This is a genomic window from Leptothrix mechoopdaensis (SeqCode) (genome assembly GCF_053893855.1).
This window is the reverse complement of sequence record NZ_CM132699.1, coordinates 4,214,929-4,240,273: the sequence shown is the minus strand read 5'-3', so window position 1 is coordinate 4,240,273 and position 25,345 is coordinate 4,214,929. Positions and strand designations below refer to the sequence as shown.

Genomic DNA, 25,345 nt, shown 5'->3' with positions numbered 1-25,345 from the left:
GACATGGGCCGATTGCACCTCGTCCGCCACGGCCAGGCCAGCTTCGGCAGCGACGACTACGACCGCCTGAGCCCCCTGGGCTGGCAGCAGTGCCGCCGGCTGGGCGCCTGGTGGCGCGCGCGTGGCCTGCGTTTCGACGCGGTGCTGTGCGGCCCGCTGCGGCGCCAGCGCGAGTCGCTCGCCGCCATCACCGAAGGCCTGGGCCTGACGCCGGCCGACCTGCCGGTGCAGGACTGGCCCGGCCTGGCCGAATACGACAGCGAGGCGCTGCTGGCCGCGCTGGGTGCCGCCCGCGCGGCCGAGGGCCGGCCGATCACGCCGCCGCGCACCGACACGCCCGACGGCTACCGCGACCACTTCCGCCTGCTGCGCGAGGCCCTGCTGCGCTGGTTCGACGGCGAGCTGGCGGCGCCCGGCCTGGCGCGCCATGCCGACTGGCGCGCCGGCATCGTCGCGGCGCTCGACCATGTGCAGCGGCAGCACAGCGGCGGCGAGGTGCTGCTGGTCAGCAGTGGCGGGCCGATCGCGACGGCGGTCGGCGCGGTGCTGGGCGTGCCGGCCGCCGGCGTGATCGAGCTGAACCTGCGCATCCGCAACAGCGCGGTCAGCGAACTGGCGACCAGCCCGCGCGGCCACCGGCTGCTGACCTTCAACGGCGTGGCCCACCTGGACGACCCGCAGGACCCGGCGCTGGCCGGGGCGATCACCTGGGCGTGACGGCGCCGCCGGTCAGGCCCTGAGCGCCGGCAGGACCAGCGCCGGCACGGCCGCCAGCGCGTCGGTGCCGGCGCCTTCGGGCACCGCCAGCCACCGTTGCAGCAGCCCGGCCAGCGGCTCGGGCCGGTGCAGCAGGTGGCCCTGGGCCAGCGACACGCCCAGGCGGCGCAGCTCGTCCAGCGTCGAGGCATGTTCGACGTACTCGGCCACGGTCGGCACGCCGATCACGCCGGCCACGTCGCAGAAGCTGCGCACGGCGGCCAGGTCCAGCGGGTCGCTGCCCAGGCCGCGGATGAACTGGCCGTCGATCTTCAGGAAGTCCACCGGCAGCGACTTCAGGTAGCCGAACGACGACGCACCGGCGCCGAAGTCGTCCAGCGCCACCTTGACGCCACGCTGGCGCAGCTCGGTCACAAATGACGCCGCATCGTGCGGCCGGGTGATCGCGGCGGTCTCGGTGATCTCCAGGCACAGGTGACCGGCCAGCGCCGCATGGGCGTCGATCAGCTCCAGCGCCAGCCGGTGGAAGGCCCGGTCGCTGACCGACTGGCCCGACAGGTTGACCGCCAGCAGGTCGCCCGGTTGCAACCACGGCTGCAGCCGCGCCAGCAGGTCCAGCACGCTGCGCAGCACCCAGCGGTCGATCCGGCCGGCGCGGTGGAAGCGTTCGGCCGCCGGCAGGAAGGCGCCCGGCGCGATCAGGCCGCCACGGCCGTCGGCCATGCGCAGCAGCACCTCGGCGTGCAGCGGCTCGCGGCCGGCGGGCGGATCGTCGTCCTCGGCGCTGGGGCGCTGCACCGGCACGATGCACTGCGCATGCAGCACCAGCGTGTGTTCGGGCAGCGCGTGTTCGTCCAGCGCGGCGTCGATGCGGTTGGCCCACTGGGCCTCGCCGCGCAGCATCTGCAGGTGCTGCTCGTGGTCATCGGCGACGTGGACCCGGTTGCGGCCGGCCGCCTTGGCGCTCATGCAGGCGCTGTCGGCCGCCTGCATCAGGCTGGCGGTGTCGGACCAGCGGGCGTCCATGCCGACCAGGCCGATGCTGGCGCCGACGCGGAAGCGCCGCCCTTCATGCATGAAGCGGAAGTCGTCCATCTGCTCGCACAACTGCTGCGCCAGCCGCAGGCCCTGCTCGACGCGGCAGTGTTCGAGGATGACCGCGAACTCGTCGCCACCCAGCCGGGCCAGCGTGTCGCGGCCGCGCACTCCCCGCTGCAGCAGGCCGGCGACCTGGCGCAGCAGCTGGTCGCCGGCAGCGTGGCCGCTGCTGTCGTTGACGAGCTTGAACTCGTCCAGGTCGATGAACAGCAGCACGTGCTGGCTGCCGCTGTCGTGGCTCTGGTCGAGCGCACGCTGCAGCCGCTCCTCGAACTCGGCGCGGTTGACCAGCCCGGTCAGCGCGTCGTGCGTGGCGCGGTAGTTCATCTCGCTGGCCATGCGGCGCTGCGCGGTGACGTCGCGGAAGACCAGCACGACGCCGATCAGCCGGCCGTCGCCGCCCCGCATCGGCGAGACCGCGTGCTCGATGCCGAACTCGCGGCCGTCCTGCGCCTGCAGCACGCCATGCGGCACCAGCGGCAGCGCGCGGCCATCGGCCAGGCAACGCAGCACGGGGTTGTCGATCAGCGCGCGGCTGTCCTCGTCGATCAGCTGGAAGACCCGCTCGACCGGCTGGCCCAGCGCGTTGACGCGCGACCAGCCGGTCAGCGCCTCGGCCACCGGGTTCAGGTCGTCGATGCGGCCCAGCGCATCGGTCGTGATGACGGCATCGGCGATGGCGTGCAGGGCCACCGACAGGCGCTCGTGTTCGGCCTCCAGGCCGCGCGCCAGCCGCAGCCGCTCGGTCACGTCCTCGATCACGGCCATCGAGCGCAGCGGCCGGCCCTCGGCGTCGCGTTCGAGCACGCTCGACAGCCGCACGTCGATCACGCTGCCGTCGCGCCGCACCATCTGGTAGGGCACGCCCTCGTTGCGCCCGTCGCGGAAGAAGGCCGGCAGGACGTGTTCGAGCGCATGGCGGCGCGACTGCGGCGTCAGGAAGTCGACCGATGGCCGGCCGATGACCTCCTCGCGCCGGTAGCCCAGGTGCTGCAGCCACAGGTCGCTGACGCTCAGCAGCCGGCCCTCGGCATCGATCGACTGCAGCATCGCGGGCGTGCGGTCGTAGAGCGCGCGAAAGCGCCGTTCGCGTTCGGCCAGCGCCTGCTGCAGCTGCACCCGCTCGCCGATGTCGCGCACGACATTGGAGACACCGACGATGCGGCCGTCGCGGTCGCGGATCGGGCTGAGCGTCAGCGCCACGTGCAGCAACGTGCCGTCGGCGCGCTGGCGCACGGTCTCCCACTCGACCACCGCCTCGCCGGCACGCACCCGCGCCATCAGCGCGGCTTCCTCGTCGACCCGGTCGGGCGGCACGAGCATCAGGATCGAGCGCCCGACCGCCTCGGCGGCGCTGTGGCCGAACAGCGCGGAGGCCGCCGCGTTCCAGCTGGTGATGACGCCGCCCAGCGTCTTCGAGACGATCGCGTCGGCCGAGGACTCCACCACCGCCGCCAGCCGCGCCAGCGCGCCGCGCCCGGCCACTTCGTCGGTGATGTCGCGGCCGACCGAGTGCAGCCACTCGACCTGGCCGTCCGGGCCGCGCAGCACCCGGTTGGTCCACGAGACCCAGCGCACGCTGCCGTCGCGCTGGACGATGCGGTTCTCGCTGCGTTCGGTGCGGCCCTCGTCGCGGATCGTGGTCAGCAACTGCGCGACGGCCTCGCGCTCCTGCGGCGGCACCTGTTCCAGCAGGCAGTGGCCGACCAGGGCCTCGCGCGGCAGGCCGTAGAGCGTCGCGTAGGCCGGGTTGACGTAGCTGCGCACGAAGTCGTCCGGGCGCGCCAGCGAGATCGCCTCGGCCTGGTCCTCGACGATCGCGCGCCAGCTCGCCAGCTCGAGCAGTTCGGGCGGGTCGGCAGGGCGCGGCGGGACGGAAACGGACAGGACAGGCGGCACGGCGTGGGCGGATCAGGTTCACCTGATCCGGCTCAGGCAAATCGCACGGGAAGCCACTGTAGTCAGCCCGGCGCCGCGCGGCGCGGCGCGCCGATCAATCGTTTGCAACCCGACACAAATCCACGCTTGGCGGTCGTGCAGATGTCTCGCGGCGCCCTGACGACAACGCAACGGGCACCCGCCTACGATCGGCGCCATGACACATCGGACCTCCTTCTTCCTGATCGGCGTGGACGGCGGCGGCTCCGGCACCCGGGCACGCCTGTGCGATGTCGACGGTCAGGTGCTGGGCGACGGCGCGGCCGGGCCTTCGGCGCTGGGCCAGGGCATCGGGCAGGCCTGGCGCCACATCGGCGAGGCCATTGCGGCGGCGTTCGCGGCGGCCGGGCGGGCGCCGGCGCCGATCGGCGACTGCGCCCTCGGCCTGGGCCTGTCGGGCGCCGAGAACCCGGGCTGGGTGAGCGAGTTCCTCGCCGCCGATCCGGGCTGGGGCCGCGTCGTGCTCGACAGCGACGGCGCCGCCGCCGCGCTGGGCGCCCACGGGGGCCGGCCGGGCGTGCTGCTGGCGATCGGCACCGGCAGCGTCGGCGTGGCGATCGCGGCCGACGGCACGCGGCGCATGGTCAGCGGCTGGGGCTGGCAGATCGGCGACGAGGCCAGCGGCGCCTGGTTCGGCCAGCAGGCGGTGCGGCTGGCCCAGCGCGCGATGGACGGCCGCGCGCCGGCCGGTGCGCTGGCCCGCGCGGTCTGGCAGCGTTGTGGCGACGACCGCGCGCGCCTGCTGGACTGGTGCGCGGCGGCGGGCCAGGTCGGCTATGCGGCACTGGCGCCGCTGGTGCTGGCACACGAGCGCGACGACCCGGCGGCCGCCGCGCTGGTCGCCCAGGCCATCGACGACGCCCGCGCGATGGTGCGGGCGATGGACCCGTCCGGCCGCCTGCCGCTGGCGATCACCGGCAGCCTGGGCCGCGCGCTGGCCGACCGCATCGCCGACGGCCTGCCGCAGACGCCCGTCGATGCGGCCGGCGACGCCTGCGATGGCGCGCTGCACCGCATCCGCACGGCCTTGTCGGAGACCGCGCGATGACCACGCCCGACCCGATCCCGCGCCGGAGCGGCCAGCTCGACGGCGACATCCTGACCCCGGCGGGCCTGCTGCGCGGCACGATCCGCTGGCGCGACGGCCGCATCGAGGCCATCACCGGCCAGCCGGTCGACGCCCCGGGCGGCGACGCGCCGTTGCTGTTGCCCGGCTTCGTCGACCTGCACGTGCATGGCGGCGCCGGCCATGACGTGATGGACGGCGAACGCGACCCGGACGCCGCCGCCGAGGTCGCGCGCTGCCACGCCCGCCACGGCACCACCGCGCTGCTGGCGACGACGATGACCGCGCCGATGGACGAGATCCGCGCCGCGCTGCGCGCCGTGGCGCCGCATGTGCGCCAGCGCCCGACCGGCGGCGCGCGGGTGCTGGGCGTGCACCTGGAGGGCCCCTACATCAACCCCGGCCGGCTCGGTGCGCAACCGCCCTACGCCCGCGCGCTGACGCTGGCCGAGGTGCACGAGCTGCACGCCATCGCGCCGCTGGTGACGATCACGCTGGCGCCCGAGGTCGACGGCCACCTGGACCTGATCGCGGCGCTGCGCGCGGCCGGCCACCGTGTCCAGCTCGGCCACAGCAACGGCCGCTACGAGGACGGCGTGGCGGCGCTGCGCTGCGGCGCGGTCAGCTTCACCCACCTGTTCAACGCGATGAGCGCGCTGCACCACCGCGAGCCCGGCCTGGTCGGCGCGGCGCTGGCGCATGCCGAACACGCCGAGATCATCCCGGACCTGCTGCACGTCCACCCCGGCGCGATCCATGCGGCGCGGCGCGCGATCCCGGGCCTGTACTGCGTCAGCGACGCGACCGCCGCCACCGGCATGCCCGACGGCGACTACCGGCTCGGCCGCCACACCGTGCGCAAGTGCGAGGGCGGCGTGCGCCTGGCCGACGGCACGCTGGCCGGCAGCGCCCTGACGCTCGATCAGGCCCTGCGCAACCTGGTCTCGATCGGCGTGCCGCTGGCAGAGGCCTCGCGGCGCGTGTCGACCCATGCGGCCGACCTGATCGGCCGCCCCGACCTGGGCCGGCTGACCATCGGCGCCTGTGCCGACCTGGTCGTGCTCGACCCGGGCGACCTGACGGTCCGGCGGGTGCTGGTCGACGGCGAGCCGGTCTCGACAGACTGACGCGGCTGCGGGGGATCCCGCAAGGGTATTTCTGAACTTTCTCTTCAGAACTGTCGAACCTAGCATCGCGCTTCGGTTTGCCAGCCCCTTGTCGTGGACAGGAAGTGGGACAAGGGCTGGGCTTTCCTTCAACGGAACCCCCAGGAGACTTGCCATGACCCAGAGCGCCCAACCTCGCCGCCGTTTCCTCCGCACCGCCTCCGCCACGGCCCTCGGGGCTGGTGCGCTGGCCGCGCCGATGGTCTCGCGTGCCCAGACCACCACGCTGCGCTTCCAGAGCACGTGGCCGGCCAAGGACATCTTCCACGAGTACGCCAACGACTTCGCCAAGAAGGTGAACGACATGGCCGGCGGCCGGCTGAAGATCGAGGTGCTGCCTTCGGGCTCGGTCGTGCCGGCCTTCCAGCTGCTCGACGCCGTCAACAAGGGCACGCTCGACGGCGGCCACGGCGTCGTCGCCTACCACTACGGCAAGCAGTCGGCGCTGGCGCTGTGGGGTTCCGGCCCGGCCTTCGGCATGGACCCGAACATGGTGCTGGCCTGGCACAACTACGGCGGCGGCAAGGCGCTGCTCGACGAGATCTACAAGTCCATCAACATGGACGTGGTCTCCTACCTGTACGGCCCGATGCCCACGCAGCCGCTGGGCTGGTTCAAGAAGCCGGTGGCCAAGGTGGCCGACATGAAGGGCCTGAAGTTCCGCACCGTCGGCCTGGCGGTCGACGTCTTCACCGAGCTGGGCACCGCCGTCAACCCGCTGCCCGGCGGCGAGATCGTGCCGGCGCTGGACCGCGGCCTGATCGATGCGGCCGAGTTCAACAACGCCACGTCCGACCGCATCCTCGGCTTCCCCGACGTGACCAAGAACTGCATGCTGCAGAGCTTCCACCAGAGCGGCGAGCAGTTCGAGATCCTGTTCAACAAGGCCAAGCTCGAAGCCCTGCCGGCCGAGCTGCGCGCGATCGTCGACTACGCCGTGCAGGCCTCCAGCGCCGACATGAGCTGGAAGGCGATCCAGCGCAACTCGCAGGACTACCTGGAGCTGAAGAAGTCGGGCATCAAGTTCTACAAGACACCCGACGCGATCCTGAAGGCCCAGCTCGACGCCTGGGACAAGGTGATCGAGAAGAAGAGCGCCGAGAACCCGCTGTTCCAGAAGGTGCTCGACAGCCAGAAGGCCTTCGCCCAGCGCGCCGGCCAATGGCAGAACGACTACATGGTCGACTTCAAGATGGCCTGGAACCGCTACTTCGGCGCCAAGAAGGCCTGACCGGCGCGGCCCGGGTCCGCCCGAGGATCCGGGATCCGGACCCGACCCAAGCGCCTGCCCCGTGCAGGCGCTTGAACGTGAGCCCCGCACCACGGGGCCGACCAACGAGGGATGTCACGCATGCAGAACCTGCTTCTGCTGGTCGACCGGCTGTCGACCTGGCTGGGCCAGCTGTTCGCCTGGGCCATCGTCGCGCTCACCGCACTGATCACCTGGGAGGTCTTCTCCCGCTACGCCTTCAACCACCCGCACGCGTGGGCGCTGGACGCGCAGATCATGCTGTACGGCACGCTGTTCATGATGGGCGGCGCCTACACGCTGGCCAAGAACAACCACGTCCGCGGCGACGTGCTCTACGGCTTCTTCCAGCCGCGCACGCAGGCCACGGTCGACCTGGTGCTCTACGTCCTGTTCTTCCTGCCGGGCATCTTCGCGCTGACCTGGGCGGGCTGGAACTTCGCGCACGAGTCGCTGGCGATCCGCGAGCAGACCTTCTCGGCCGAGCCGCTGCCGCTCTACCCCTTCAAGTTCATCATCCCGCTGGCCGGGGCGATGCTGCTGCTGCAGGGCATCGTCGAGATCGTGCGCTGCGTGCGCTGCATCCGTGACGGCGAGTGGCCCTCGCGCGAGCAGGACGTCGAGGAGGTCGACGTCGACAAGCTCAAGCAGATGGTGCAGGTCAAGGACGAGGACATCATCGCCCTCGACCAGTACGTGAAGCCGCCGAAGGACGCGTCATGAAGATCCGCAAGGAACTGTGGTTCGGCTTCATCCTGATGGGGCTGATCATCTTGGGCGCGCTGACCATGCTGGTCAGCGCCGACAAGATCACCAACGGCCACATCGGCTTGCTGATGCTCTCGCTGGTGGTCGTGGCCATCATGCTGGGCTTCCCCACGGCGTTCACGCTGATGGGCATGGGCATGATCTTCACGTGGATCGCCTACGAGCGCGACACCGACAAGACCCTCACGCTGATGGTGCAGAGCGCCTTCAAGGTGATGGGCAACGACGTGCTGATCTCGATCCCGCTGTTCGTGTTCATGGGCTATCTCGTCGAACGCGCCAACCTGATCGACAAGCTGTTCCGCAGCCTGCACCTGGCGCTGGCGCGGGTGCCCGGCTCGCTGGCGGTGGCCACGCTGTTCACCTGCGCGGTGTTCGCCACGGCCACCGGCATCGTCGGTGCGGTCGTCACGCTGATGGGCCTGCTGGCGCTGCCGCAGATGCTGCGAGCGGGCTACGACGTGCGGCTGTCGGCCGGTGCCATCACGGCCGGCGGCTGCCTGGGCATCCTGATCCCGCCCAGCGTCATGCTGATCGTCTACGGCGCGACCGCCGGCGTGTCGGTGGTGCAGCTCTACGCCGGGGCCTTCTTCCCCGGGATCATGCTGGCGGGGCTCTACATCGTCTACGTGATCATCGTGGCGAAGCTCAAGCCGCACCTGGCCCCGCCGCTGACGGCCGAACAGCGCTTCGTGCCGCTGCCGCCGCTGACGCAGCGGGTCTCGGCCGGCATCTCCAACACGGCCCTGCCGGCCCTGCTGAAGGCCCTGAAGGGCGAGCGCAACCTTGATGTGCCGTCGGGCTACCTGCTGCGCCAGCTCGGCATCACGCTGCTGCCGGCGCTGCTCTTCGCGATCGTCGCGCTGTGGGGTCACGATGTCGCGACCCGCCCGGCCGACGCCGCCGTCGAGATCCAGCAGGACGGCGGTGGTGTCGGTGCGCCCCCTGGCTCAGCCGATGAGCCTGCCACGTCCGGCAGCGGGCTGGCCGAACCGCCGTCCGACGAGGGTGGCCTGAAGGAGCCTCCGGCCGAAGGCGGCGTGCAGGAACCGCCCGGCGCCGAGGGCGTGCAGGAGCCCCCGGGCGCCGAGCCGTCCGCATCGGCCGGTGCCGGCGCCACCGCCAAGGCCGCGCAGGGTGTGGCCGAACCACCGGGCGCCGAAGCGGCACCGGCGGCGGCGGCTGAAGCCGTGCCGGCACCGACCAGCTACTGGATCGGACTCGGCGTGGGTGCCGTCGCGCTGGTCGCGTTCTACGCGGTTCTGAGCTTCCAGCGGCTCGAGGTCTTCAAGATGCTGCTGGCCTCGTTCTTCCCGCTGGTGATCCTGATCCTGGCGGTGCTGGGCTCGATCGTCTTCGGCCTGGCCACGCCGACCGAGGCGGCTGCCGTCGGCGCCTTCGGCGGCCTGCTGCTGGCGGCGGCCTACAAGCAGCTGAACTTCGGCGTGGTCAAGGAGAGCGTCTTCCTGACCGCCAAGACCAGCGCGATGGTCTGCTGGCTGTTCGTCGGCTCGGCGATCTTCTCGGCCGCGTTCGCGCTGCTGGGCGGGCAGGAGCTGGTCGAGAAGTGGGTGCTGGGCATGAACCTCAGCAAGACCGAGTTCCTGCTGCTGAGCCAGGTGATCATCTTCATCCTGGGCTGGCCGCTGGAATGGACCGAGATCATCGTGATCTTCATGCCCATCTTCGTGCCGCTGCTGGACAACTTCGGCGTCGACCCGCTGTTCTTCGGCCTGCTGGTGGCGCTGAACCTGCAGACCGCCTTCCTGAGCCCGCCGGTGGCGATGGCGGCCTTCTACCTGAAGGGCGTCAGCCCGCCGCACGTGACGCTCAACCAGATCTTCGCGGGCATGCTGCCGTTCATGGGCATCCAGGTCGTGGCGATCTTCCTGCTCTACATGTTCCCGGACATCGGGCTGTGGCTGCCGCAGGTGCTGTACGGGCGCTAGCGATCTCGGGCGGCGCTGACGCCGGTCAGCGCCGCTGCTGCGGTGGCAGGTAGAGCCGGTCCGACCAGGTCGCCAGCCAGGTCGGCCGGAAGGCCACGAAGATGGCCACCAGCATGCCGGTGAGGAAGGCATCGCCCCAGGCCGAGAGCCAGCGGGCAATGACGGCCTCGCCGGTCTGCAGGCCTTCGGGCACGCCGTCGACGGCCAGCGCGCCGAGGCCGGCCATCGTCAGCGCCAGCAGCGACATGCCGAAACCGCGCACCAGGATGTAGACGAACAGGTGGTGCGGCAGCCAGCGCCGCACGGCCGCGCCGAGCAGCACGGTCAGGCCGGCGGGCACCAGGCCGAGCCAGACCAGGCGGTGCAGGGTCTCCCAGGGATCCAGCCCGCCCAGCCAGGCGGTCAGCAGCGCGGTCGGCAGCAGCGCCAGCACGGCCAGCGGCCAACCGGTCATCAGCACCAGCAGCGGCACGCCCGACATCGGCTGGATCAGCGCGCCGGCCAGCCGGTCGCTGGCCCAGAACAGCGGCAGCGTCAGCCACCAGGCCAGCCAGGGCCACGGCGGTCCTTCGCCGGACAGGGAGCGCCAGGGGCGCAGGGCCAGCGCCAGCGCGGTGCAGGCCAGCGTGATCAGCAGGTCGGGCATGGACCGATGCTAGGCAGCCACGCTGGACCCGGCATGAGGAAGGTCAAGAATCGGCGCGCCCCCAGATAGCGGGGTCCGATCGCCCGAACCGTGGTCAGGACGCTGCAATGTCGGCGCCGCTGTCGCGCCGACGCCGCAGACCCCGGACGGCTGCGGATGGACGCTGTCGCATCCGCGCCATATGGTCCGCGCCATGAACGCCCCCGCACCGATCGAGTTCTATTTCGACTTCTCGTCGCCCTACGCCTACATCGCCTCCGAATGGATCGCGGCGCTGGCCGCGCGCCACGGCCGGCCGGTGCGCTGGCACGCCATCCTGCTGGGCGTCACCTTCCAGGCCGCCGAGCTGAAGAGCCCCGTGTCCTACCCGATCAAGCGCGAGTACTCGCTGCGCGACTTCGCCCGCTCGGCCCGCATGGAAGGCGTGCCGATGGCCATGCCCTCGCCCTTCCCGATCGCCAGCCACAACGCCGCGCGGCTGTTCTGGTGGCTCGACAGCCAGGATCCGCAACGGGCGGTGGCCTGGGCCCACGCCGGCCTGCGCGGCTACTTCGCCCGCGGCATCGCGCTCAACGACATGACCGCGCTGCAAGGGCTCGCGGCCGAGTTCGGCATCGCGCCGGAACAGACCGCCGCCGTCTGCGCCGACCCGACCTGGAAGGATCGGCTGCGCGCCGAGAACGACGCCGCCATCGCCGCCGGCGTGTTTGGCGCGCCCTTCTTCATCGTCGACGGCGAGCCCTTCTGGGGCAACGACCGCAAGCACCAGATCGATCGCTGGCTGTCGGGCGACCGCTGAGCTGTCGCACCTTGGTGCGCTCGGCGCCGCGCTGCCGCAGTTCGGTGCACACGCCCGTCGGGCCCGCCACCGAGGCACGGGCCGCGAGGGTTGGCCAGGGTGTGAACGGCGGCACGGCCCGCGCACACGGTCGGTGCTTACCCTGAACCTGGATCGTGCGTTGTCGCACGGCATCGATTGCAGTTTCAGTTTGGCGGTTTGGGCCGGCGAAACGGGCACGTCATCTGCATGGAGAGCAGGCCAGGGAGCCACGCACCATGCCGATCACCGCCACTGCCACCATCGCCGCCGCCACCGTCACGACCGAAGACCCGCGCATCGCGCTCGTCCAGCGCATCCACGCGCTGCTGCTGCACGAGACCGGCGAAGACATCGACGTCAACCTGATGCTCGGCCCGGCCGAATACGCCCGTGCCGTCATGAGCCTGTGCCGCGCCAGCGGCAACCCCGAACTGAGCGGCCTGGCCGAAGACTTCCTGCGCCGCAGCCGCGCCCAGGCCCACCAGAGCCTGCGCCCGGCCACGCGCTATGCGGAGCAGCTGGCGCAGCAGCAATAGCCACCAGCCCGTCGGACACGGGGTGTCCGACCTACCGGTTGAACGAAACCCGTCGGACACGGGGTGTCCGACCTGCCGTTTGAACGAATCCGGACCGGGTTCAAGACGCCCGGCCGCGTCGCCATCGGCCGACGTCTTTCGGTAGGTCGGACACCCCGTGTCCGACGGGCTGGTGCCAACGGGCCGCCCCAGACATGTCACATGTCCTTGCGCAGGTTCGCGGGGGCGATCTTCAGTGCTTCGCGATATTTGGCGACCGTGCGGCGGGCGACCTGGATGCCCTGCTCTTCCAGCATCGCGCTGAGCTGGCTGTCCGACAGCGGCTTCTTCGGGTCCTCGGCGGCCACGAACTGCTTGATCAGCGCCCGCACCGCCGTGCTCGACGCGTTGCCGCCGGCCTCGGTGTTGAGCGAGCTGCCGAAGAAGTACTTCAGCTCGAAGGTGCCGAACGGCGTGGCCATGTACTTGGCCGTCGTCACGCGCGAGATGGTCGACTCGTGCAGGCCCAGCTCGTCGGCGATCTCGCGCAGCACCAGCGGCTTCATCGCGATCTCGCCGTGGGTGAAGAAGGCCTTCTGGCGTTCGACGATGGCCTGCGAGACCCGCTGGATGGTGTCGAAGCGCTGGAGGATGTTCTTGACGAACCAGCGCGCCTCCTGGAGCCGCGCCGACAGCGTCGCGCCGTTGTCGCCGCCGCCGCCGTTGCGCTGGCTGCGGTGCTGGCGCAGCACCTGCGCGTACATGTCGTTGATGCGCAGCTTGGGCATCACGTCCGGATTCAGCACGACCTTCCAGCCGCGGCCCGACTTCTGCACGATCACGTCGGGCACGACGATGTTGGCCTCGGCGCGGGCGAAGCGGCGGCCGGGCTTGGGTTCGAGCGTGACGATCAGGCTCTGCGCATCGCGGATCAGGTCCTCGTCGACGCCCAGCGCGACGGTCAGCTTGCGCACGTCGCGGCGCGCCAGCAGGTCGAGGTGGTCGCGGCAGATGCGGATCGCGGCGTCGCGCGCCGGCGTCGCGTCGCGTTCGCGCAGCTGCAGCACCAGGCACTCGGCCAGGTCGCGCGCGCCCACGCCCGTCGGCTCCAGGCTCTGCAGCCAGCCCAGCGCGCAGCGCAGGCGGTCGAGCAGGTCCTCGCGCAACAGCGCCTGTTCGGCCAGCAGCGCCGGATCGATCGCGTCGACGGTGTCGTCGACCAGCGAGGCCGACTGCGCCTCGGTGGCCTCGGTCAGCGGCGCGCCGCTCAGGACCTGGACCAGCCGCTCGACGATCTCCTCCAGCCGGTCGGCCAGGTAGCCGTCCTCGTTGAGAGAGTCGATCAGCGACTCGACCAGCATGATGTCCTCGTCGGCCAGCCGCATGCCGCGCAGCTGGGCGCGCAGGTGCTCGGCCAGGCTGGGCACGGCGGTGGAACGTTCGCTCCAGTCGCTGTCGTCGTCCTCGAGCGCGCCGTTGCGGTTGCCGCTGCTGTCGGACAGGCTGTTGAAGTCCTCGCGGTCGTGGCCGCTGTCCCAGTCGTCGGGGGTGGACTCGGCGGCGCCGAAGTCGAGCTGTTCCATGCCGGCGCCGTCGCCATCGGCGGCGCTGCTGGCGGACTCGGCGGGGCTGTCGGAGGGCCCTTCGGAGACCCGCTCGGCGGTGTAGTCGGACGAGCCGGCAGCGCCGCCGTCATCGGCCGGCGCGACCGGCACGCCCTCGTCGGGCAGCGCCATCGGGCGATCGGCGCCAGCGGCGTCCTCGTCGGCTTCCAGGAACGGGTTCTGTTCGAGCATCTGCTCGACTTCCTGGTGCAGTTCGAGCGTCGACAGCTGCAGCAGGCGGATCGATTGCTGCAGCTGGGGCGTCAGCGCCAGGTGCTGGGAAAGGCGGACCTGCAGGGAGGGTTTCATGGGGGTCGGCCAGGGGTCACACGCGGGTCACATCCGGAAGTGCTCGCCAAGGTAGACCTTGCGAACATCCGGGTTCTCGACGATCTCGGCCGGCGTGCCTTCGGCCAGCACGCGGCCCTCGCTGATGATGTAGGCGCGGTCGCAGATGCCGAGCGTCTCGCGCACGTTGTGGTCGGTGATCAGCACCCCGATGCCACGCGCCTTGAGGAATCCGATGATCCGCTGGATCTCGATCACCGCGATCGGGTCGACGCCCGCGAACGGCTCGTCCAGCAGGATGAAGCGCGGCTGGGTCGCCAGCGCCCGGGCGATCTCGACGCGCCGGCGTTCGCCGCCGGACAACGCCGGCGCCGGGCTGTGGCGCAGCCGGGTGATCGACAGGTCGGCCATCAGCGATTCGAGCATCGGCTCGATGTGGGCCGCGTCGACGCGCCGGCCGCTGGCGTCCTGCTGCAGCTCCAGCACGGCGCGGATGTTCTCCTCGACCGTCAGGCGCCGGAAGATCGACGCTTCCTGCGGCAGGTAGGACAGCCCGAGCCGGGCGCGCTGGTGGATCGGCTGGCCCTGCACCGGCCGGCCGTCGATGCGGATCTCGCCGGCATCGGCCCGGACCAGGCCGACCAGCATGTAGAAGCTGGTGGTCTTGCCCGCGCCGTTGGGCCCCAGCAGGCCGACGACCTCGCCGCTGTCGACGGCCAGGTGGACGTCCTTGACGACCTTGCGGGCGCCGTAGGACTTCTGCAGTCCCTGGGCCTCGAGTCGGCTGGTGGCGTTCGCCGCGCTCAACGGCCGGCTCCACCGGGGGCCGACGCGCCCGGCTGGGCCGGCCGCGGCGTCACGACGCCGCGCACCCGGCCGGAGCCGGCGGGGCTGGTCGTGCCGGCGGGCGCCGGGGCTGCGCCGAGGATCTCGAAGGCGTCGCGGCCATGGTCATAGACGATGGTCTCGCCGCTGATCTGGTCGGCCAGAACCGCGCCGCGCCAGAGCCGCACCTGGGCCTGCTTCTGAAAGTTCACCGTCTGCGTGACGGTGTCGTACTCGATCCGCAGGGCCTGGCCCTCGACCGTCTCGTCGACGCCGTCGCGCTTCTGCCGGAAGGTCGCCGGCTGCTCGGCGCTGCCGGTGGCGACGGCGACCTGGCCGGTCGGCGTCTCGCGCAGCTCGACCAGCGCGGCCTTGAGCACCAGCGTGCCGCGGGTGATCTCGACGCCGCCGCTGAGCACCTGCACCTTGCGCTTGCCGTCGATGCGCAGCTGGCCGGCGTCGAAGCTCAGCGGCAGGTCACGATCGGCGCGTTCGGCCCGGACCGGCAGCGCGCACGCCATCAGCAGGGCGAGCCCGGTCAGGGCGGCGCGCAGGGCGGGGGTGAAGGTGGGGGACGGCGTCATGGCGGCACAGAAATTGCAGACGATTCTAGCCATACGTCTGCGCCGCCGGGTGGTTTTGATGCATCAACCGAAGCGGGAGTTCACCTCACGGCGCACCCGCTGCGGCTGGCGGGAAGAGGTCCGCCTGGACCCCTTCCGATCGGGCCTCAGCCCTTGCGAACGCGCGCGATCAGCTGGTCGGCCAGTGCCAGGCAACGCTGGCCGCCTTCGAGCTCGGGCGTGTTCTCGCCGCCGGCCAGCGACGGCGAGGTGTAGAAGCGACCGTGGATGCCGATCGCCGGCACGCCGTCGATCTTGTAGGCCTCGGCCAGCTGCTTGCCCTGGCGCACCTTGGCCTGCATGCCGAAGGAATTGAACATCTCGACGAACTTGGCCTTGTCGCCGCCGTTCTTCTCGATGAAGTCGATGATCTCCTCGGGCCTGTCCAGACGCTGACGCTGCACGTGGATGGCGTGGAAGATCTTGCGCTGGAAGTTGTCGGTCCAGCCCAGCGCCTCCAGCGTCGCCGACAGGCGCTGCTGCGGCTCGAAACTCGGGCGGAAGCCCACGTGGACGCGGCGGAAGGCGACGTCGGCGGGCAGCTTCTTCGACCAGGCGTCCAGCGCCGGCTCGAAGGCGTTGCAGTGCGGGCAGCCGTACCAGAAGAACTCGACCACCTCGATCTTGCCGGCCGGGGCCGTCACCGGCACCTGGGCCTGCAGCTTCACGTAGTGCTTGCCCTCGACGAATTCCTGCGCCGAGGCCGAGCCGGCCCAGCCACCCAGCAGCGCCAGCGCGGCACTGCCCTGCATCCATTCACGGCGATCCATCATCAGAGTTACCTCGTTGCTTCCTGAACTTCGATTCATCGACCGGTCAGCGGGCGACGCGCACCACGGCGGCATCGCTGTAGCCCGCTCCGGCGGCCTGTTCCTTGGCGCGGTCCGCATCCTCGCGGACCTCGAAAGGACCCAGCCGGACCCGGTACATCGTGCCGCTGCCCTGCGGCCGCTCGCTCACCTTGGCGATCAGCCCGTTGATGGCCAGCTTGGCGCGCTGCTGCTCGGCTTCCTCGGTGCGCGTGTAGGCACCGACCTGCACGAAGTACTGGAACGGATCAGCGCCGCTGCGGGCTGACGTGCCCGACGCGGCCGGCGTGGCGGCGGCGGGCGCCGGCTTCGACGCGCCGATCACCGCCACCGGCGGCGCGACCGGGGCGGGCGTCGCCGCGCCGCTGCTGGCGGCCGGTGCCGCAGGCGCGGGAGCCGGCGTGGCCGCCGAGCCGCCCGACTTGCCGGCCAGCGGCGCGTTCGGGTTCCAGTTCTCGTTCTTGCGGGCCTCGGCGGCGTCCTGCTCGGCGGTGCGCTGCGGCACCTTGTCGACGAAGGGCACCGGCACCTTGGTGACGTAGAGCGCCACCGCCAGCGACAGGCCCACGCCGATCAGCAGGCCGACGATCAGCCCGAGCGCGAAGCCGCCGCGCTGGCTGCTGAGGGCGCCCTTGCGCGCGCCGGATTGCGGAAATGCCATGGGTTCAGTTCGATCCGTGGAAAGGGGCGGTCACATCTTGCGCGGTGCCGACACGCCCAGCAGGGCCAGCGCGTTGCGCAGCACCTGGGCGGTCGCCGCCAGCAGCGCCATGCGGGCGTGCAGCAGTGCCAGGTCGTCGACCAGGAAACGCTCGGCGGCGTAGTAGCTGTGGAAGGCGGACGCGACATCGCGCAGGTAGAAGGCGATGTCGTGCGGCGCCAGGTCGGCGGCGGCGCGTCCGAGCATCTCGGGGTAGTCGGCCAGCTTGTTCATCAGCGCCGTCTCGGTCGGCGCGGTCAGCGCGGACAGGTCGACGCCAGCCAGCGCGGCCAGGTCGCCGCCACGGTCGGCCACGTAGGCGTCGAGCACCGAGCAGATCCGCGCGTGGGCGTACTGCACGTAGTAGACCGGGTTCTCGTCGTTGGCCTTGAGCGCCAGGTCGACGTCGAAGACGAACTCGGTGTCGGCCTTGCGGCTGATCAGGAAGAAACGCACCGCGTCGCGGCTGGTCCAGTCGATCAGGTCGCGCAGCGTGACGTAGCTGCCGGCGCGCTTGGAGATCTTGACCTCCTCGCCGCCCTTCATGACCGTGACCATCTTGTGCAGCACGTAGTCGGGCCAGCCCTGCGGGATGCCCACGCCGGCCGCCTGCAGGCCGGCGCGCACGCGGGCGATGGTGCCGTGGTGGTCGCTGCCCTGGATGTTGACGACCTTGTCGAAGCCGCGCTCCCACTTGTGCACGTGGTAGGCCACGTCGGGCAGGAAGTAGGTGTAGGTGCCGTCGGACTTGCGCATCACGCGGTCCTTGTCGTCACCGTAGTCGGTCGAGCGCAGCCACAGCGCGCCGCCGTCCTCGTAGGTCTTGCCGGCGGCGACCAGGCGGGCGACGGTCTGCTCGACCCGGCCACTGGTGTACAGGCCGGACTCGAGGTAGTAGTGGTCGAAGCGCACGCCGAAGGCCTGCAGGTCCAGGTCCTGCTCGTGGCGCAGGTAGGCGACGGCGAACTGGCGGATGCCGTCCAGGTCGGCCGCGTCGCCCGAGGCGGTGAACGAGCGGTCGTCGGCCGAGACGGTCTCGCGCTTGAGGAAGCTCGCGGCGATCTCGGCGATGTAGTCGCCGTTGTAGGCCGACTCGGGCCAGCCGGCGTCACCGGGCTTCAGGCCGTTCAGGCGGCACTGGGTCGACGTCGCCAGCGTGCCGATCTGCACGCCCGCGTCGTTGTAATAGAACTCGCGGTGGACCTGCCAGCCCTGCGTCGCGTAGAGGTTGCAGATCGCGTCGCCGAGCGCCGCCTGGCGGCCGTGGCCGACGTGCAGCGGGCCGGTCGGGTTGGCCGAGACGAACTCGACCATCACGCGACGGCCGTTGGCCGGCTGGACGCCGAAACGGTCGGCATCGGCCAGCACCTGGGCGACGACCTGCTGGCGCGCGCCCGGGCGCAGCCGCAGGTTGATGAAGCCGGGGCCGGCCAGCTCGGTGGCGTCAACCCAGCGCTGCACGGCCGGCTGGCGGCCGAGGGCCTCGACCAGCGCCTGGCCCAGCTCGCGCGGGTTCTTCTTCAGCGCCTTGGCCAGCGGCATCGCGGCGGTGATCGCGAGGTCGCCGTGGGCGGCCTGCTTGGGGTTCTCGAAGGCGGGGACCAGGCCGTGGCCCGGTGCCACCTCGGCCAGCGCCTGTTCCAGCGCTGCCATCAGTTCCGCTTTGGCTTGAATCATCCGGTCATTCTAGGGTGGGGCCCGGATCGCCCCGGCGCTGCGCAATGCGTGGCAGAAGCCCCCGACTTCACCCTCATATCGGCTTGTCGCCCGGGCCCGGGGGTGAAAAACTCAAGCGTCCCTTTCCGACCCCAGACCATGATCGACCTCAGCATCGCGGAACAGCCCGAACGCATCGGCAAGTACCGCGTCATCCGACGCCTCGGCGAAGGCACGACCAGCGAGGTCTTCCTCTGCCATGACGAGTTCCACGACCGTCAGGTGGCGGTCAAGCGGGTCAGGCCGAACGTCCTGACCGACGCCCAGGACGGCCACGTCTTCTCGCGCTTCTTCGCCTCCGAGGCGGCCCTCGCCGGCCTGCTTCACCACCCGAACGTGGTCGACATCTACGACGCCGTGCCCGACCCGTCGGCGCCCTACGTCGTGATGGAGTACGTGCCCGGCACGACGCTGCGGGCCTACTGCCAGCCCGGCCACCTGCTGCCGCTCGAACAGATCGTGGAAATCGGCTTCAAGTGCGCGATGGCGCTGGGCTACTGCTACCGGCAGGGCCTGATCCACCGCGACGTCAAGCCGGCCAACATCCTGGCGCTGGAGGCCAACGGGGTCGTCTCGGACGTCAAGATCACCGACTTCGGCAGCGCGCTGAACCTGGCCTCGGACTCGACCCAGGTCCACCGCGTCGGTTCGCTGGCCTACATGTCGCCCGAACAGCTCGACGGCAGCCAGCTCGACGCGCGGGCCGACATCTACTCGCTCGGCGCGGTGCTCTACCACCTGATCGCCGGCCACGCCCCGTTCGAGGCGGCCAGCCAGGCCAGCCTGATGCACCAGATCTGCCACGCCCAGCCGGCCTCGCTGGTGGGGCTGCGCGCCGGCGTCACGCCCGCGCTGGACCAGGTCGTGCAGCGTTGCCTGTCCAAGCGCAGCGACCACCGCTATCCGTCCTGGGACGCCGTCGGCGACGCGCTGTCGCAGCTGATCGCCCGCCACCACGTGCCACGCGGCGCGCTGCAGGGCGTGCTGGACTCGGAACGTTTCACGTTGCTGCGCACGCTGGAGTTCTTCAACAACTTCGGCGACGTCGCGCTCTGGGAGGTCGTGCACCGCGCCAAGTGGCAGCGCTTCCCGGTCGGCCACGCGCTCTACGCCAAGGGCGAGGAAGGGCGGCACTTCCACATCATTGCCTCAGGCGCGGTTGAGGTCTACCGCGACGGCCGGCGGGTCGCCGAGCTGGGCGCGGGCACCTCGGTGGGCGAGATGGCCTACCTGGCGCCGAGTCCGGAGCTGCGCCGCCACAGCACCGACATCGTCGTGACCGAGACCGCGACCACGATCAGCTTCTCGCCCGACAGCCTGGGCAAGCTCAGCCCGGCCTGCCGCCACCTGTTCGACGAGGCCTTCATCCGCGTGCTGGTGCGCCGTCTGCACGCCGCCCACGAGGCGCTGGCGCACCCGCGGCGCATCCTCTGAGCAACATCCCGGCACAAGCGCCTCTTGTGCGCCGCACGGGCCCGGGTTTCAATCCCGCCGGCCACTAGCCCAAGCGGGCTGGTCAACCCTGCAACCGTGCTGGAGCACTGCCATGAAGACCTGGATCTCCCTGATCGCCCTGACCCTGGCCACCCTGTGCGGCGCCGCCCAGGCCGCCGACTGCGAAGCCCAAGCCGCCGAGAAGAAGCTCGCCGGTGCCGCCAAGAACAGCTTCGTCAAGAAGTGCGAGCGCGAGTCGGGCGGCTCCAGCGCCGCCGCCGCCTGCGACGCCAAGGCCGCCGAGAAGAAGCTGGCGGGTGCCGCCAAGAACAGCTTCGTCAAGAAGTGCGTGGCCGACGCCGCCAAGTAAGCGCACGCCAACGTCGCCCCTCAACGCCCGGCTTGCCCGGGCGTTGTTCATGGTGGCGGCGGCCATGAACCGAAGCGGTGCATCCGGCGCCCCGTGGCTATGATCGATCGCATGTCGAGCAGCTACCTCTGGGTCAAGGCCCTGCACATCATCCTGGTCGCGAGCTGGTTCGCCGGCCTGTTCTACCTGCCGCGGATCTTCGTCAACCTGGCGATGGTCGCGCCCGACAGCGTCGCCGAACGCGAACGGCTGCTGCTGATGGCGCGCAAGCTGCACCGCTTCGCCACCGGCCTGATGCTGTTCGCGCTGGCCAGCGGCCTGTGGCTCTGGCTCGGCGAGGGCATCGGCCGCGGTCCCGGCAACGGCTGGCTGCATGCCAAGCTGGCGCTGGTGGTCGCGGTGATCGGCTACCACCACGTCAACGCCGCGCACCTGCGCCGCTTCGAGAACGGCGCCAACACCCGCGGCCACCGCTGGTTCCGGGTCTACAACGAGATCGCCGTGCTGGCCTTCGCGGCCGTCGTGGTGCTGGTGGTCGTCAAGCCGTTCTGACCCGTGCCGCCGCGCGCCTACCGCTCGTCGGCCTGGCCCCTGGCGCTGGCGTGGGTCCTGCTGATCGTCTACGCCAGCCTGCACCCGTTCGAGGGCTGGCGCTGGCCGCCCGGCCAGCCCTGGTACCTGCGCCTGTGGCTGCCCAGCCCGGCGTCGTCGCGTTTCGACCTGTGGTCCAACTTCCTGGCCTACCAGCCGCTCGGCTTCCTGCTGGCGATGGGCTGGCTGCGCGGTGGCCGGCTGGCGCTGCGTTCGGTGCTGCAGGCGCTGCTGGTCGGCTCGCTGCTGTCGCTGCTGATGGAGTGGGCCCAGACCCTGCTGCCGGTGCGCGTGCCCTCGCGCATCGACTGGGCCCTCAACAGCGCCGGCACGCTGGTCGGCGCGCTGCTGGCGGCCACGGCGCACGACCTCGGCCTGCTGCGGGCCTGGCAGCGCTGGCGTGACCGCTGGTTCGTGCCGCACGGGGCCGTCGGCCTGGCGCTGCTGCTGACCTGGCCGGTCGGCCTGCTGTTCCCGCCACCGGTCCCGCTGGGCCTGGGCGAAGGCCTGACGCGCCTGACCGAAGCCCTGCACGAGGCGCTCGAGGACAGCGCCTTCGAGGGCTGGATCAGCACCCCGGTCGAGCCCCCGCCGCTGCCGCCGGGGCCGGAGATGATCGCCATCGCTCTGGGCCTGCTGGCGCCGTGCTGGATCGCCTACGGCGTGGCCCGCCAGCGCCACCACCGCCTCGTGCTGCTGCTGGGCGCGGCCGTGATGGGGGTGGCCACGACGACGCTGTCGACGGCGCTGAACTTCGGCCCCGAACATGCGCTGACCTGGCTGACGCCGGCCTTCTGGCCCGGCCTGGCGCTGGCCGGCATCGCCGGCGTGCTGCTGACGCTGCTGCCGGCGCGGGTCGTCGCCGCGCTCGGGCTGGTCGGGCTGACGGTGCTGATCGCGCTGGCCTCGCAGGCCGGCACCGACCCTTACCTGGCCTCCAGCCTGGCGCGCTGGGAGCAGGGCCGGTTCGTCCGCTTCCACGGCGTGGCCCGCTGGGTCGGCTGGATCTGGCCCTTCGCGGCGCTGGCCTGGCTGCTGGCCGAGGTGGCGCAGTCGAACCGCCGCCGCGACGTCGGCTGACGAGCTGAAACAGGCCCGCCAAGGGCGACTTCTACAATCGCCGGCCATGAGCAGCAGCTACTACCAGCGTCACATCTTCTTCTGCCTGAACCAGCGTTCGAACGGCGAAGGCTCCTGCGCCGACCACGCCGCGCAATCGGGTTTCGACCACTGCAAGCAGAAGGTGAAGAGCCTCGGCCTGGCAGGGCCCGGGCAGGTCCGCGTCAACAAGGCCGGCTGCCTGGACCGCTGTGCCGGCGGGCCGGTGGCGGTGGTCTACCCGGACGCCACCTGGTACACCTTCGTCGACCAGGCCGACATCGACGAGATCGTCGAATCGCACCTGCGCGACGGCCAGGTCGTCGAGCGTCTGGTGCTGCCGCCGGACGTCGGCCGCTGAGCCGCACGGCCCCGGAGCACGCCGCGATGAACGCCCAGACCGAACGACGCCTGATCGACGGCCCCGTCGGCCCGATCGAATGCGCGATCGACCGCCCGAACGACGCCTCGCACGGTGAAGCGCCACGCGGCGTCGCCGTGGTCGCGCACCCGCACCCGCTGTTCGGCGGCACGATGGACAACAAGGTCGCCCAGACCCTGGCCCGCGCGCTGGTGCTGCTGGGCTACGAGACGGTGCGCTTCAACTTCCGCGGCGTCGGCGCCACCGCCGGCACGCACGACGAGGGCCGCGGCGAGTCCGACGACATGCTCGCGGTGGTCGCGTCGATGCGCCGTCCGGGCCTGCCGCTGGTGCTCGGCGGCTTCTCGTTCGGCGCCTATGTCACGACGCTGGCAGCGGCCCGCCTGACCGGTGGCGACGCGGCCGAGCGGCTGGTGCTGGTCGGCCCGTCGACACAACGCGCCACGCCCGCGCCGGTGCCGGCCGACACGCTGGTCATCCACGGCGAGCAGGACGATGTCGTGCCGCTCTCGGCCACGCTCGACTGGGCCCGGCCGCAGCAGCTGCCGGTGATCGTCATGCCCGGCGTCGGCCATTTCTTCCACGGCCAGCTGACCCAGCTGCGCCAACTGATCGTGCGCAGCTGGCACTGAGCCCGCCGCACCGGGCCCCCTGCGGCCCTCAACCGGATTCCTTCCACACCATGCAGTCCAAGCTTCCCGCCTTCCTGACCGGCGTGTGCCGTCGCCTCGTTGCCACGACCTTCGCGGCCGCCCTGGCCATCGGTGCGACCGCCGGCCTGTCGCTGGCGCCGACGCCCGCGCTGGCCCAGGTCGCCGTGCCCGAGGTCGCCGCGCGCGCCTACATCCTCTTCGACGCCAGCGCCAACCAGGTGCTGACCGAACGCGAGGCCGATGCCACCGTCGAGCCGGCCTCGCTGACCAAGCTGATGACCGCCTACCTGGTCTTCCAGGCGCTGCGCGACGGCAAGCTCAGCCTGGACCAGCAGCTGACCGTCTCCGAGCGGGCCTGGCGCACCGGCATGACCGACGCCTCGCGCATGTACATCCAGGTCGGCACGCAGGTGCGGGTCGAGGACCTGATCCTGGGCATGATCGTCCAGAGCGGCAACGACGCCACGGTGCAGCTGGCCGAGGCGGTCGGCGGTTCGGTCGAGAACTTCGTCGCGCTGATGAACCGCCAGGCACAGGCCTTCGGACTGAAGGTCACGCAGTTCCGCAACCCCGAGGGTCTGCCCGCGCCCGGCCATGTCAGCACCGCACGCGAGCTGTCGGTGATCGCCACGCGGCTGCTGCTGGACTTCCCCAACGAGGCGAAGTACTACACGACCAAGGAGTTCACCTACAACAAGATCAAGCAGAGCAACCGCAACCTGCTGCTGTGGCGTGACCCGACCGTCGACGGTCTCAAGACCGGCTACACCGATGCCGCCGGCTACTGCCTGATCGCCACCGCCCGGCGCGACCTGCCGGCCGGCCCGCGCCGCCTGGTCGCCGTGGTGCTGGGGTCGGCCTCGAAGGAGACCCGTGCGAACGAGGCGCAGAAGCTGCTGAACTGGGGCTACAGCGCCTGGGACGCCGTGAAGGTCTACGACGCCAAGGCCACCATCACCACCGCACCGGTCTGGAAGGGCGCCGCCAAGGACGCCAAGCTCGGCCTGCTGCAACCGCTGATCGTGACCGTGCCGCGCGGCGAGCTGGGCAAGCTGCAGACCGAGATCACCCGCACCGACCCGCTGCTGGCGCCGCTGACGGTCGGCCAGAACGTCGGCACGCTGAAGATCACCTCCAACGGCAAGGTGCTGGCGCAGACGCCGATCACCGTGACGCAGGACGTGCCGCTGGCCGGCCTGCTGGGCCGCGCCTGGGACAGCCTGCGACTGTGGGTGCGCTGATCCTGTCGTCCTGATGCCATGCGCCGGCGCATGGCGCGGCCGGTCCAGTCGCGCTAATCTGGCCTGACCCGGCCGAGGCAGCCTGCCCGGCCGGAACCGACCGGAGGCTGGTCATGCCCTCAAGCGCTGCGCGTCACGTCAACGTCCGCGAACTGCCCTGCCACCTCGACGGCCGCTGGCTGGCGCTGGACGAGGCCAGGGTCCCGGTCCTCGACCGCGGTTTCCTGTTCGGCGACGGCATCTACGAGGTCGTGCCGGTCTACCGCCGGCGCCTGTTCCGCTTCGACGAGCACATGGTCCGGCTGGAACGCTCGCTGGCCGCCGTGCGCATCCCCAACCCGCACGACCGCCACGCCTGGCTGGCGCTGATGCGCGAGCTGGTCGAACGGGTCGCCGATGCCGGCGGCGGCGACGAGCAGCTGCTCTACCTGCAGGTCACGCGCGGCGTCGCGCCGCGTGCGCACGGCATGCCGGCGGGGCTGCAGCCGACCGTCTTCATGATGAGCACGCCGCACCATCCGCCCGGCCCGGAGGAACGCCACCGCGGCGCCTCGTGCATCACCCATGCGGACTTCCGCTGGTCGCGCGGCGACATCAAGTCGACCTCGCTGCTGGGCAACGTGATGGCGCGCCAGATGGCGATGGACGCGGGTGCCGACGAGACCATCCTGCTGCGCGAGATGCCGCACGGCGGCGTGACCGTCAGCGAAGGCTCGTCGAGCAACGTCTGGATCGTGCTGGAAGGTGCGCTGATCGGCGTGCCGCCTTCGGGCCACACGCTGGCGGGGATCCGGGTGGAGCTGCTGCAGTCGCTGTGCGAGGAGGTCGGCATCGCCTGTCACCTGCGCCCGATCGGCGAGGCCGAGCTGTACGCGGCCGACGAGATCCTGATCAGCTCGGCCGGCCGCGAGCTGCTGCCCGTGACCCGCCTGGACGGCGAGCCGGTCGGCCACGGCGCCGGTCGCGGCAAGCCCGGTCCGGTCTATGCCCGGCTGCACGAGGCCTATGAGCAGGCCAAGCTTGAACAATCGATCTGACGCCCCACGTCGAACCCATCCTTTTCCGACCTGAAGCGCCAC

24 protein-coding genes are annotated in these 25,345 nt (G+C 71.2%); 16 read left to right on the top strand and 8 right to left on the bottom strand.

Features of this window, described 5'->3' with window-relative positions:
* The first annotated feature begins 3 nt into the window (after positions 1-3).
* Positions 4-717, top strand: a complete 714-nt coding sequence (locus ACWA7K_RS18445) for a histidine phosphatase family protein (protein ID WP_456163046.1) — start codon at positions 4-6, stop codon at positions 715-717.
* Between the two features lie 12 nt (positions 718-729).
* Here the strand turns inward: ACWA7K_RS18445 and ACWA7K_RS18440 are convergent, their stop codons facing one another.
* The gene (locus tag ACWA7K_RS18440) at positions 730-3,714 is read right to left on the bottom strand and encodes a PAS domain S-box protein (protein ID WP_456163044.1); all 2,985 of its coding nucleotides are present in this window, start codon (positions 3,712-3,714) and stop codon (positions 730-732) included.
* Between the two features lie 196 nt (positions 3,715-3,910).
* Between ACWA7K_RS18440 and ACWA7K_RS18435 the strand changes: the two genes are divergently transcribed.
* The 5 genes from ACWA7K_RS18435 to ACWA7K_RS18415 all read left to right on the top strand — a co-directional run bounded on the left by ACWA7K_RS18435 (position 3,911) and on the right by ACWA7K_RS18415 (position 9,951).
* Positions 3,911-4,801: a BadF/BadG/BcrA/BcrD ATPase family protein gene (locus ACWA7K_RS18435; protein ID WP_456163042.1), complete on the top strand. Its 891-nt coding sequence runs from the start codon at positions 3,911-3,913 to the stop codon at positions 4,799-4,801.
* Entirely contained in the window at positions 4,798-5,946 is a 1,149-nt protein-coding gene (nagA, locus tag ACWA7K_RS18430) for an N-acetylglucosamine-6-phosphate deacetylase (protein WP_456163040.1), read from the top strand. The genes ACWA7K_RS18435 and nagA overlap by 4 nt, the downstream gene beginning before the upstream one ends.
* Positions 5,947-6,100: 154 nt before the next feature.
* Positions 6,101-7,216: a TRAP transporter substrate-binding protein gene (locus ACWA7K_RS18425; RefSeq protein WP_456163038.1), complete on the top strand. Its 1,116-nt coding sequence runs from the start codon at positions 6,101-6,103 to the stop codon at positions 7,214-7,216.
* 120 nt (positions 7,217-7,336) lie between these two features.
* The gene (locus ACWA7K_RS18420; protein ID WP_456163036.1) at positions 7,337-7,957 is read left to right on the top strand and encodes a TRAP transporter small permease subunit; all 621 of its coding nucleotides are present in this window, start codon (positions 7,337-7,339) and stop codon (positions 7,955-7,957) included.
* The gene (locus ACWA7K_RS18415; protein WP_456163034.1) at positions 7,954-9,951 is read left to right on the top strand and encodes a TRAP transporter large permease subunit; all 1,998 of its coding nucleotides are present in this window, start codon (positions 7,954-7,956) and stop codon (positions 9,949-9,951) included. The genes ACWA7K_RS18420 and ACWA7K_RS18415 overlap by 4 nt, the downstream gene beginning before the upstream one ends.
* Before the next feature lie 25 nt (positions 9,952-9,976).
* Here the strand turns inward: ACWA7K_RS18415 and ACWA7K_RS18410 are convergent, their stop codons facing one another.
* Entirely contained in the window at positions 9,977-10,597 is a 621-nt protein-coding gene (locus ACWA7K_RS18410; RefSeq protein ID WP_456163032.1) for a hypothetical protein, read from the bottom strand.
* Positions 10,598-10,790: 193 nt separating this feature from the next.
* On the opposite strand from ACWA7K_RS18410, the gene ACWA7K_RS18405 reads away from it, so the two are divergent.
* Positions 10,791-11,396, top strand: coding sequence for a DsbA family protein (locus ACWA7K_RS18405; protein WP_456163030.1), 606 nt, complete (start codon positions 10,791-10,793; stop codon positions 11,394-11,396).
* Between the two features lie 257 nt (positions 11,397-11,653).
* Positions 11,654-11,953, top strand: coding sequence for a hypothetical protein (locus tag ACWA7K_RS18400; RefSeq protein WP_456163028.1), 300 nt, complete (start codon positions 11,654-11,656; stop codon positions 11,951-11,953).
* A gap of 197 nt (positions 11,954-12,150) precedes the next feature.
* Here ACWA7K_RS18400 and rpoN read toward each other — a convergent pair whose 3' ends face one another.
* The 6 genes from rpoN to argS all read right to left on the bottom strand — a co-directional run bounded on the left by rpoN (position 12,151) and on the right by argS (position 18,458).
* Positions 12,151-13,845: an RNA polymerase factor sigma-54 gene (gene rpoN / locus ACWA7K_RS18395; protein WP_456163026.1), complete on the bottom strand. Its 1,695-nt coding sequence runs from the start codon at positions 13,843-13,845 to the stop codon at positions 12,151-12,153.
* Between the two features lie 27 nt (positions 13,846-13,872).
* Complete coding sequence (lptB, locus tag ACWA7K_RS18390; RefSeq protein ID WP_456163024.1) at positions 13,873-14,631, bottom strand: LPS export ABC transporter ATP-binding protein; 759 nt, start codon at positions 14,629-14,631, stop codon at positions 13,873-13,875.
* Entirely contained in the window at positions 14,628-15,233 is a 606-nt protein-coding gene (gene lptA / locus ACWA7K_RS18385) for a lipopolysaccharide transport periplasmic protein LptA (protein WP_456163022.1), read from the bottom strand. Before lptA ends, lptB begins: the two co-directional genes overlap by 4 nt.
* Before the next feature lie 146 nt (positions 15,234-15,379).
* A complete protein-coding gene (locus tag ACWA7K_RS18380; protein ID WP_456163021.1) occupies positions 15,380-16,045 on the bottom strand; it encodes a thiol:disulfide interchange protein DsbA/DsbL in 666 nt (221 codons plus the stop codon).
* A gap of 43 nt (positions 16,046-16,088) precedes the next feature.
* On the bottom strand, positions 16,089-16,742 hold the full coding sequence (locus tag ACWA7K_RS18375) for an SPOR domain-containing protein (RefSeq protein ID WP_456163019.1): 654 nt from the start codon (positions 16,740-16,742) through the stop codon (positions 16,089-16,091).
* Between the two features lie 30 nt (positions 16,743-16,772).
* Positions 16,773-18,458 carry an arginine--tRNA ligase gene (gene argS / locus ACWA7K_RS18370; protein WP_456163017.1) on the bottom strand — a complete coding sequence of 562 codons (1,686 nt, stop codon included), beginning with the start codon at positions 18,456-18,458 and terminating at the stop codon, positions 16,773-16,775.
* Positions 18,459-18,596: 138 nt separating this feature from the next.
* Between argS and ACWA7K_RS18365 the strand changes: the two genes are divergently transcribed.
* The 8 genes from ACWA7K_RS18365 to ACWA7K_RS18330 all read left to right on the top strand — a co-directional run bounded on the left by ACWA7K_RS18365 (position 18,597) and on the right by ACWA7K_RS18330 (position 25,303).
* Entirely contained in the window at positions 18,597-19,931 is a 1,335-nt protein-coding gene (locus ACWA7K_RS18365; RefSeq protein ID WP_456163015.1) for a serine/threonine-protein kinase, read from the top strand.
* A gap of 112 nt (positions 19,932-20,043) precedes the next feature.
* Entirely contained in the window at positions 20,044-20,301 is a 258-nt protein-coding gene (locus ACWA7K_RS18360; protein WP_456163013.1) for a hypothetical protein, read from the top strand.
* A 111-nt stretch (positions 20,302-20,412) separates the two neighbouring features.
* Positions 20,413-20,853, top strand: a complete 441-nt coding sequence (locus ACWA7K_RS18355) for a CopD family protein (RefSeq protein WP_456163011.1) — start codon at positions 20,413-20,415, stop codon at positions 20,851-20,853.
* A 3-nt stretch (positions 20,854-20,856) separates the two neighbouring features.
* The gene (locus ACWA7K_RS18350) at positions 20,857-21,972 is read left to right on the top strand and encodes a VanZ family protein (protein ID WP_456163009.1); all 1,116 of its coding nucleotides are present in this window, start codon (positions 20,857-20,859) and stop codon (positions 21,970-21,972) included.
* 46 nt (positions 21,973-22,018) lie between these two features.
* Entirely contained in the window at positions 22,019-22,351 is a 333-nt protein-coding gene (locus ACWA7K_RS18345; protein ID WP_456163007.1) for a (2Fe-2S) ferredoxin domain-containing protein, read from the top strand.
* A gap of 26 nt (positions 22,352-22,377) precedes the next feature.
* On the top strand, positions 22,378-23,004 hold the full coding sequence (locus ACWA7K_RS18340) for an alpha/beta hydrolase (protein ID WP_456163005.1): 627 nt from the start codon (positions 22,378-22,380) through the stop codon (positions 23,002-23,004).
* A gap of 50 nt (positions 23,005-23,054) precedes the next feature.
* The gene (locus ACWA7K_RS18335; RefSeq protein ID WP_456163003.1) at positions 23,055-24,266 is read left to right on the top strand and encodes a D-alanyl-D-alanine carboxypeptidase family protein; all 1,212 of its coding nucleotides are present in this window, start codon (positions 23,055-23,057) and stop codon (positions 24,264-24,266) included.
* A gap of 113 nt (positions 24,267-24,379) precedes the next feature.
* Positions 24,380-25,303 (top strand): D-amino acid aminotransferase, encoded by a 924-nt coding sequence (locus ACWA7K_RS18330; protein ID WP_456163001.1) that lies wholly within the window; start codon positions 24,380-24,382, stop codon positions 25,301-25,303.
* The last annotated feature ends 42 nt before the right edge of the window (positions 25,304-25,345 follow it).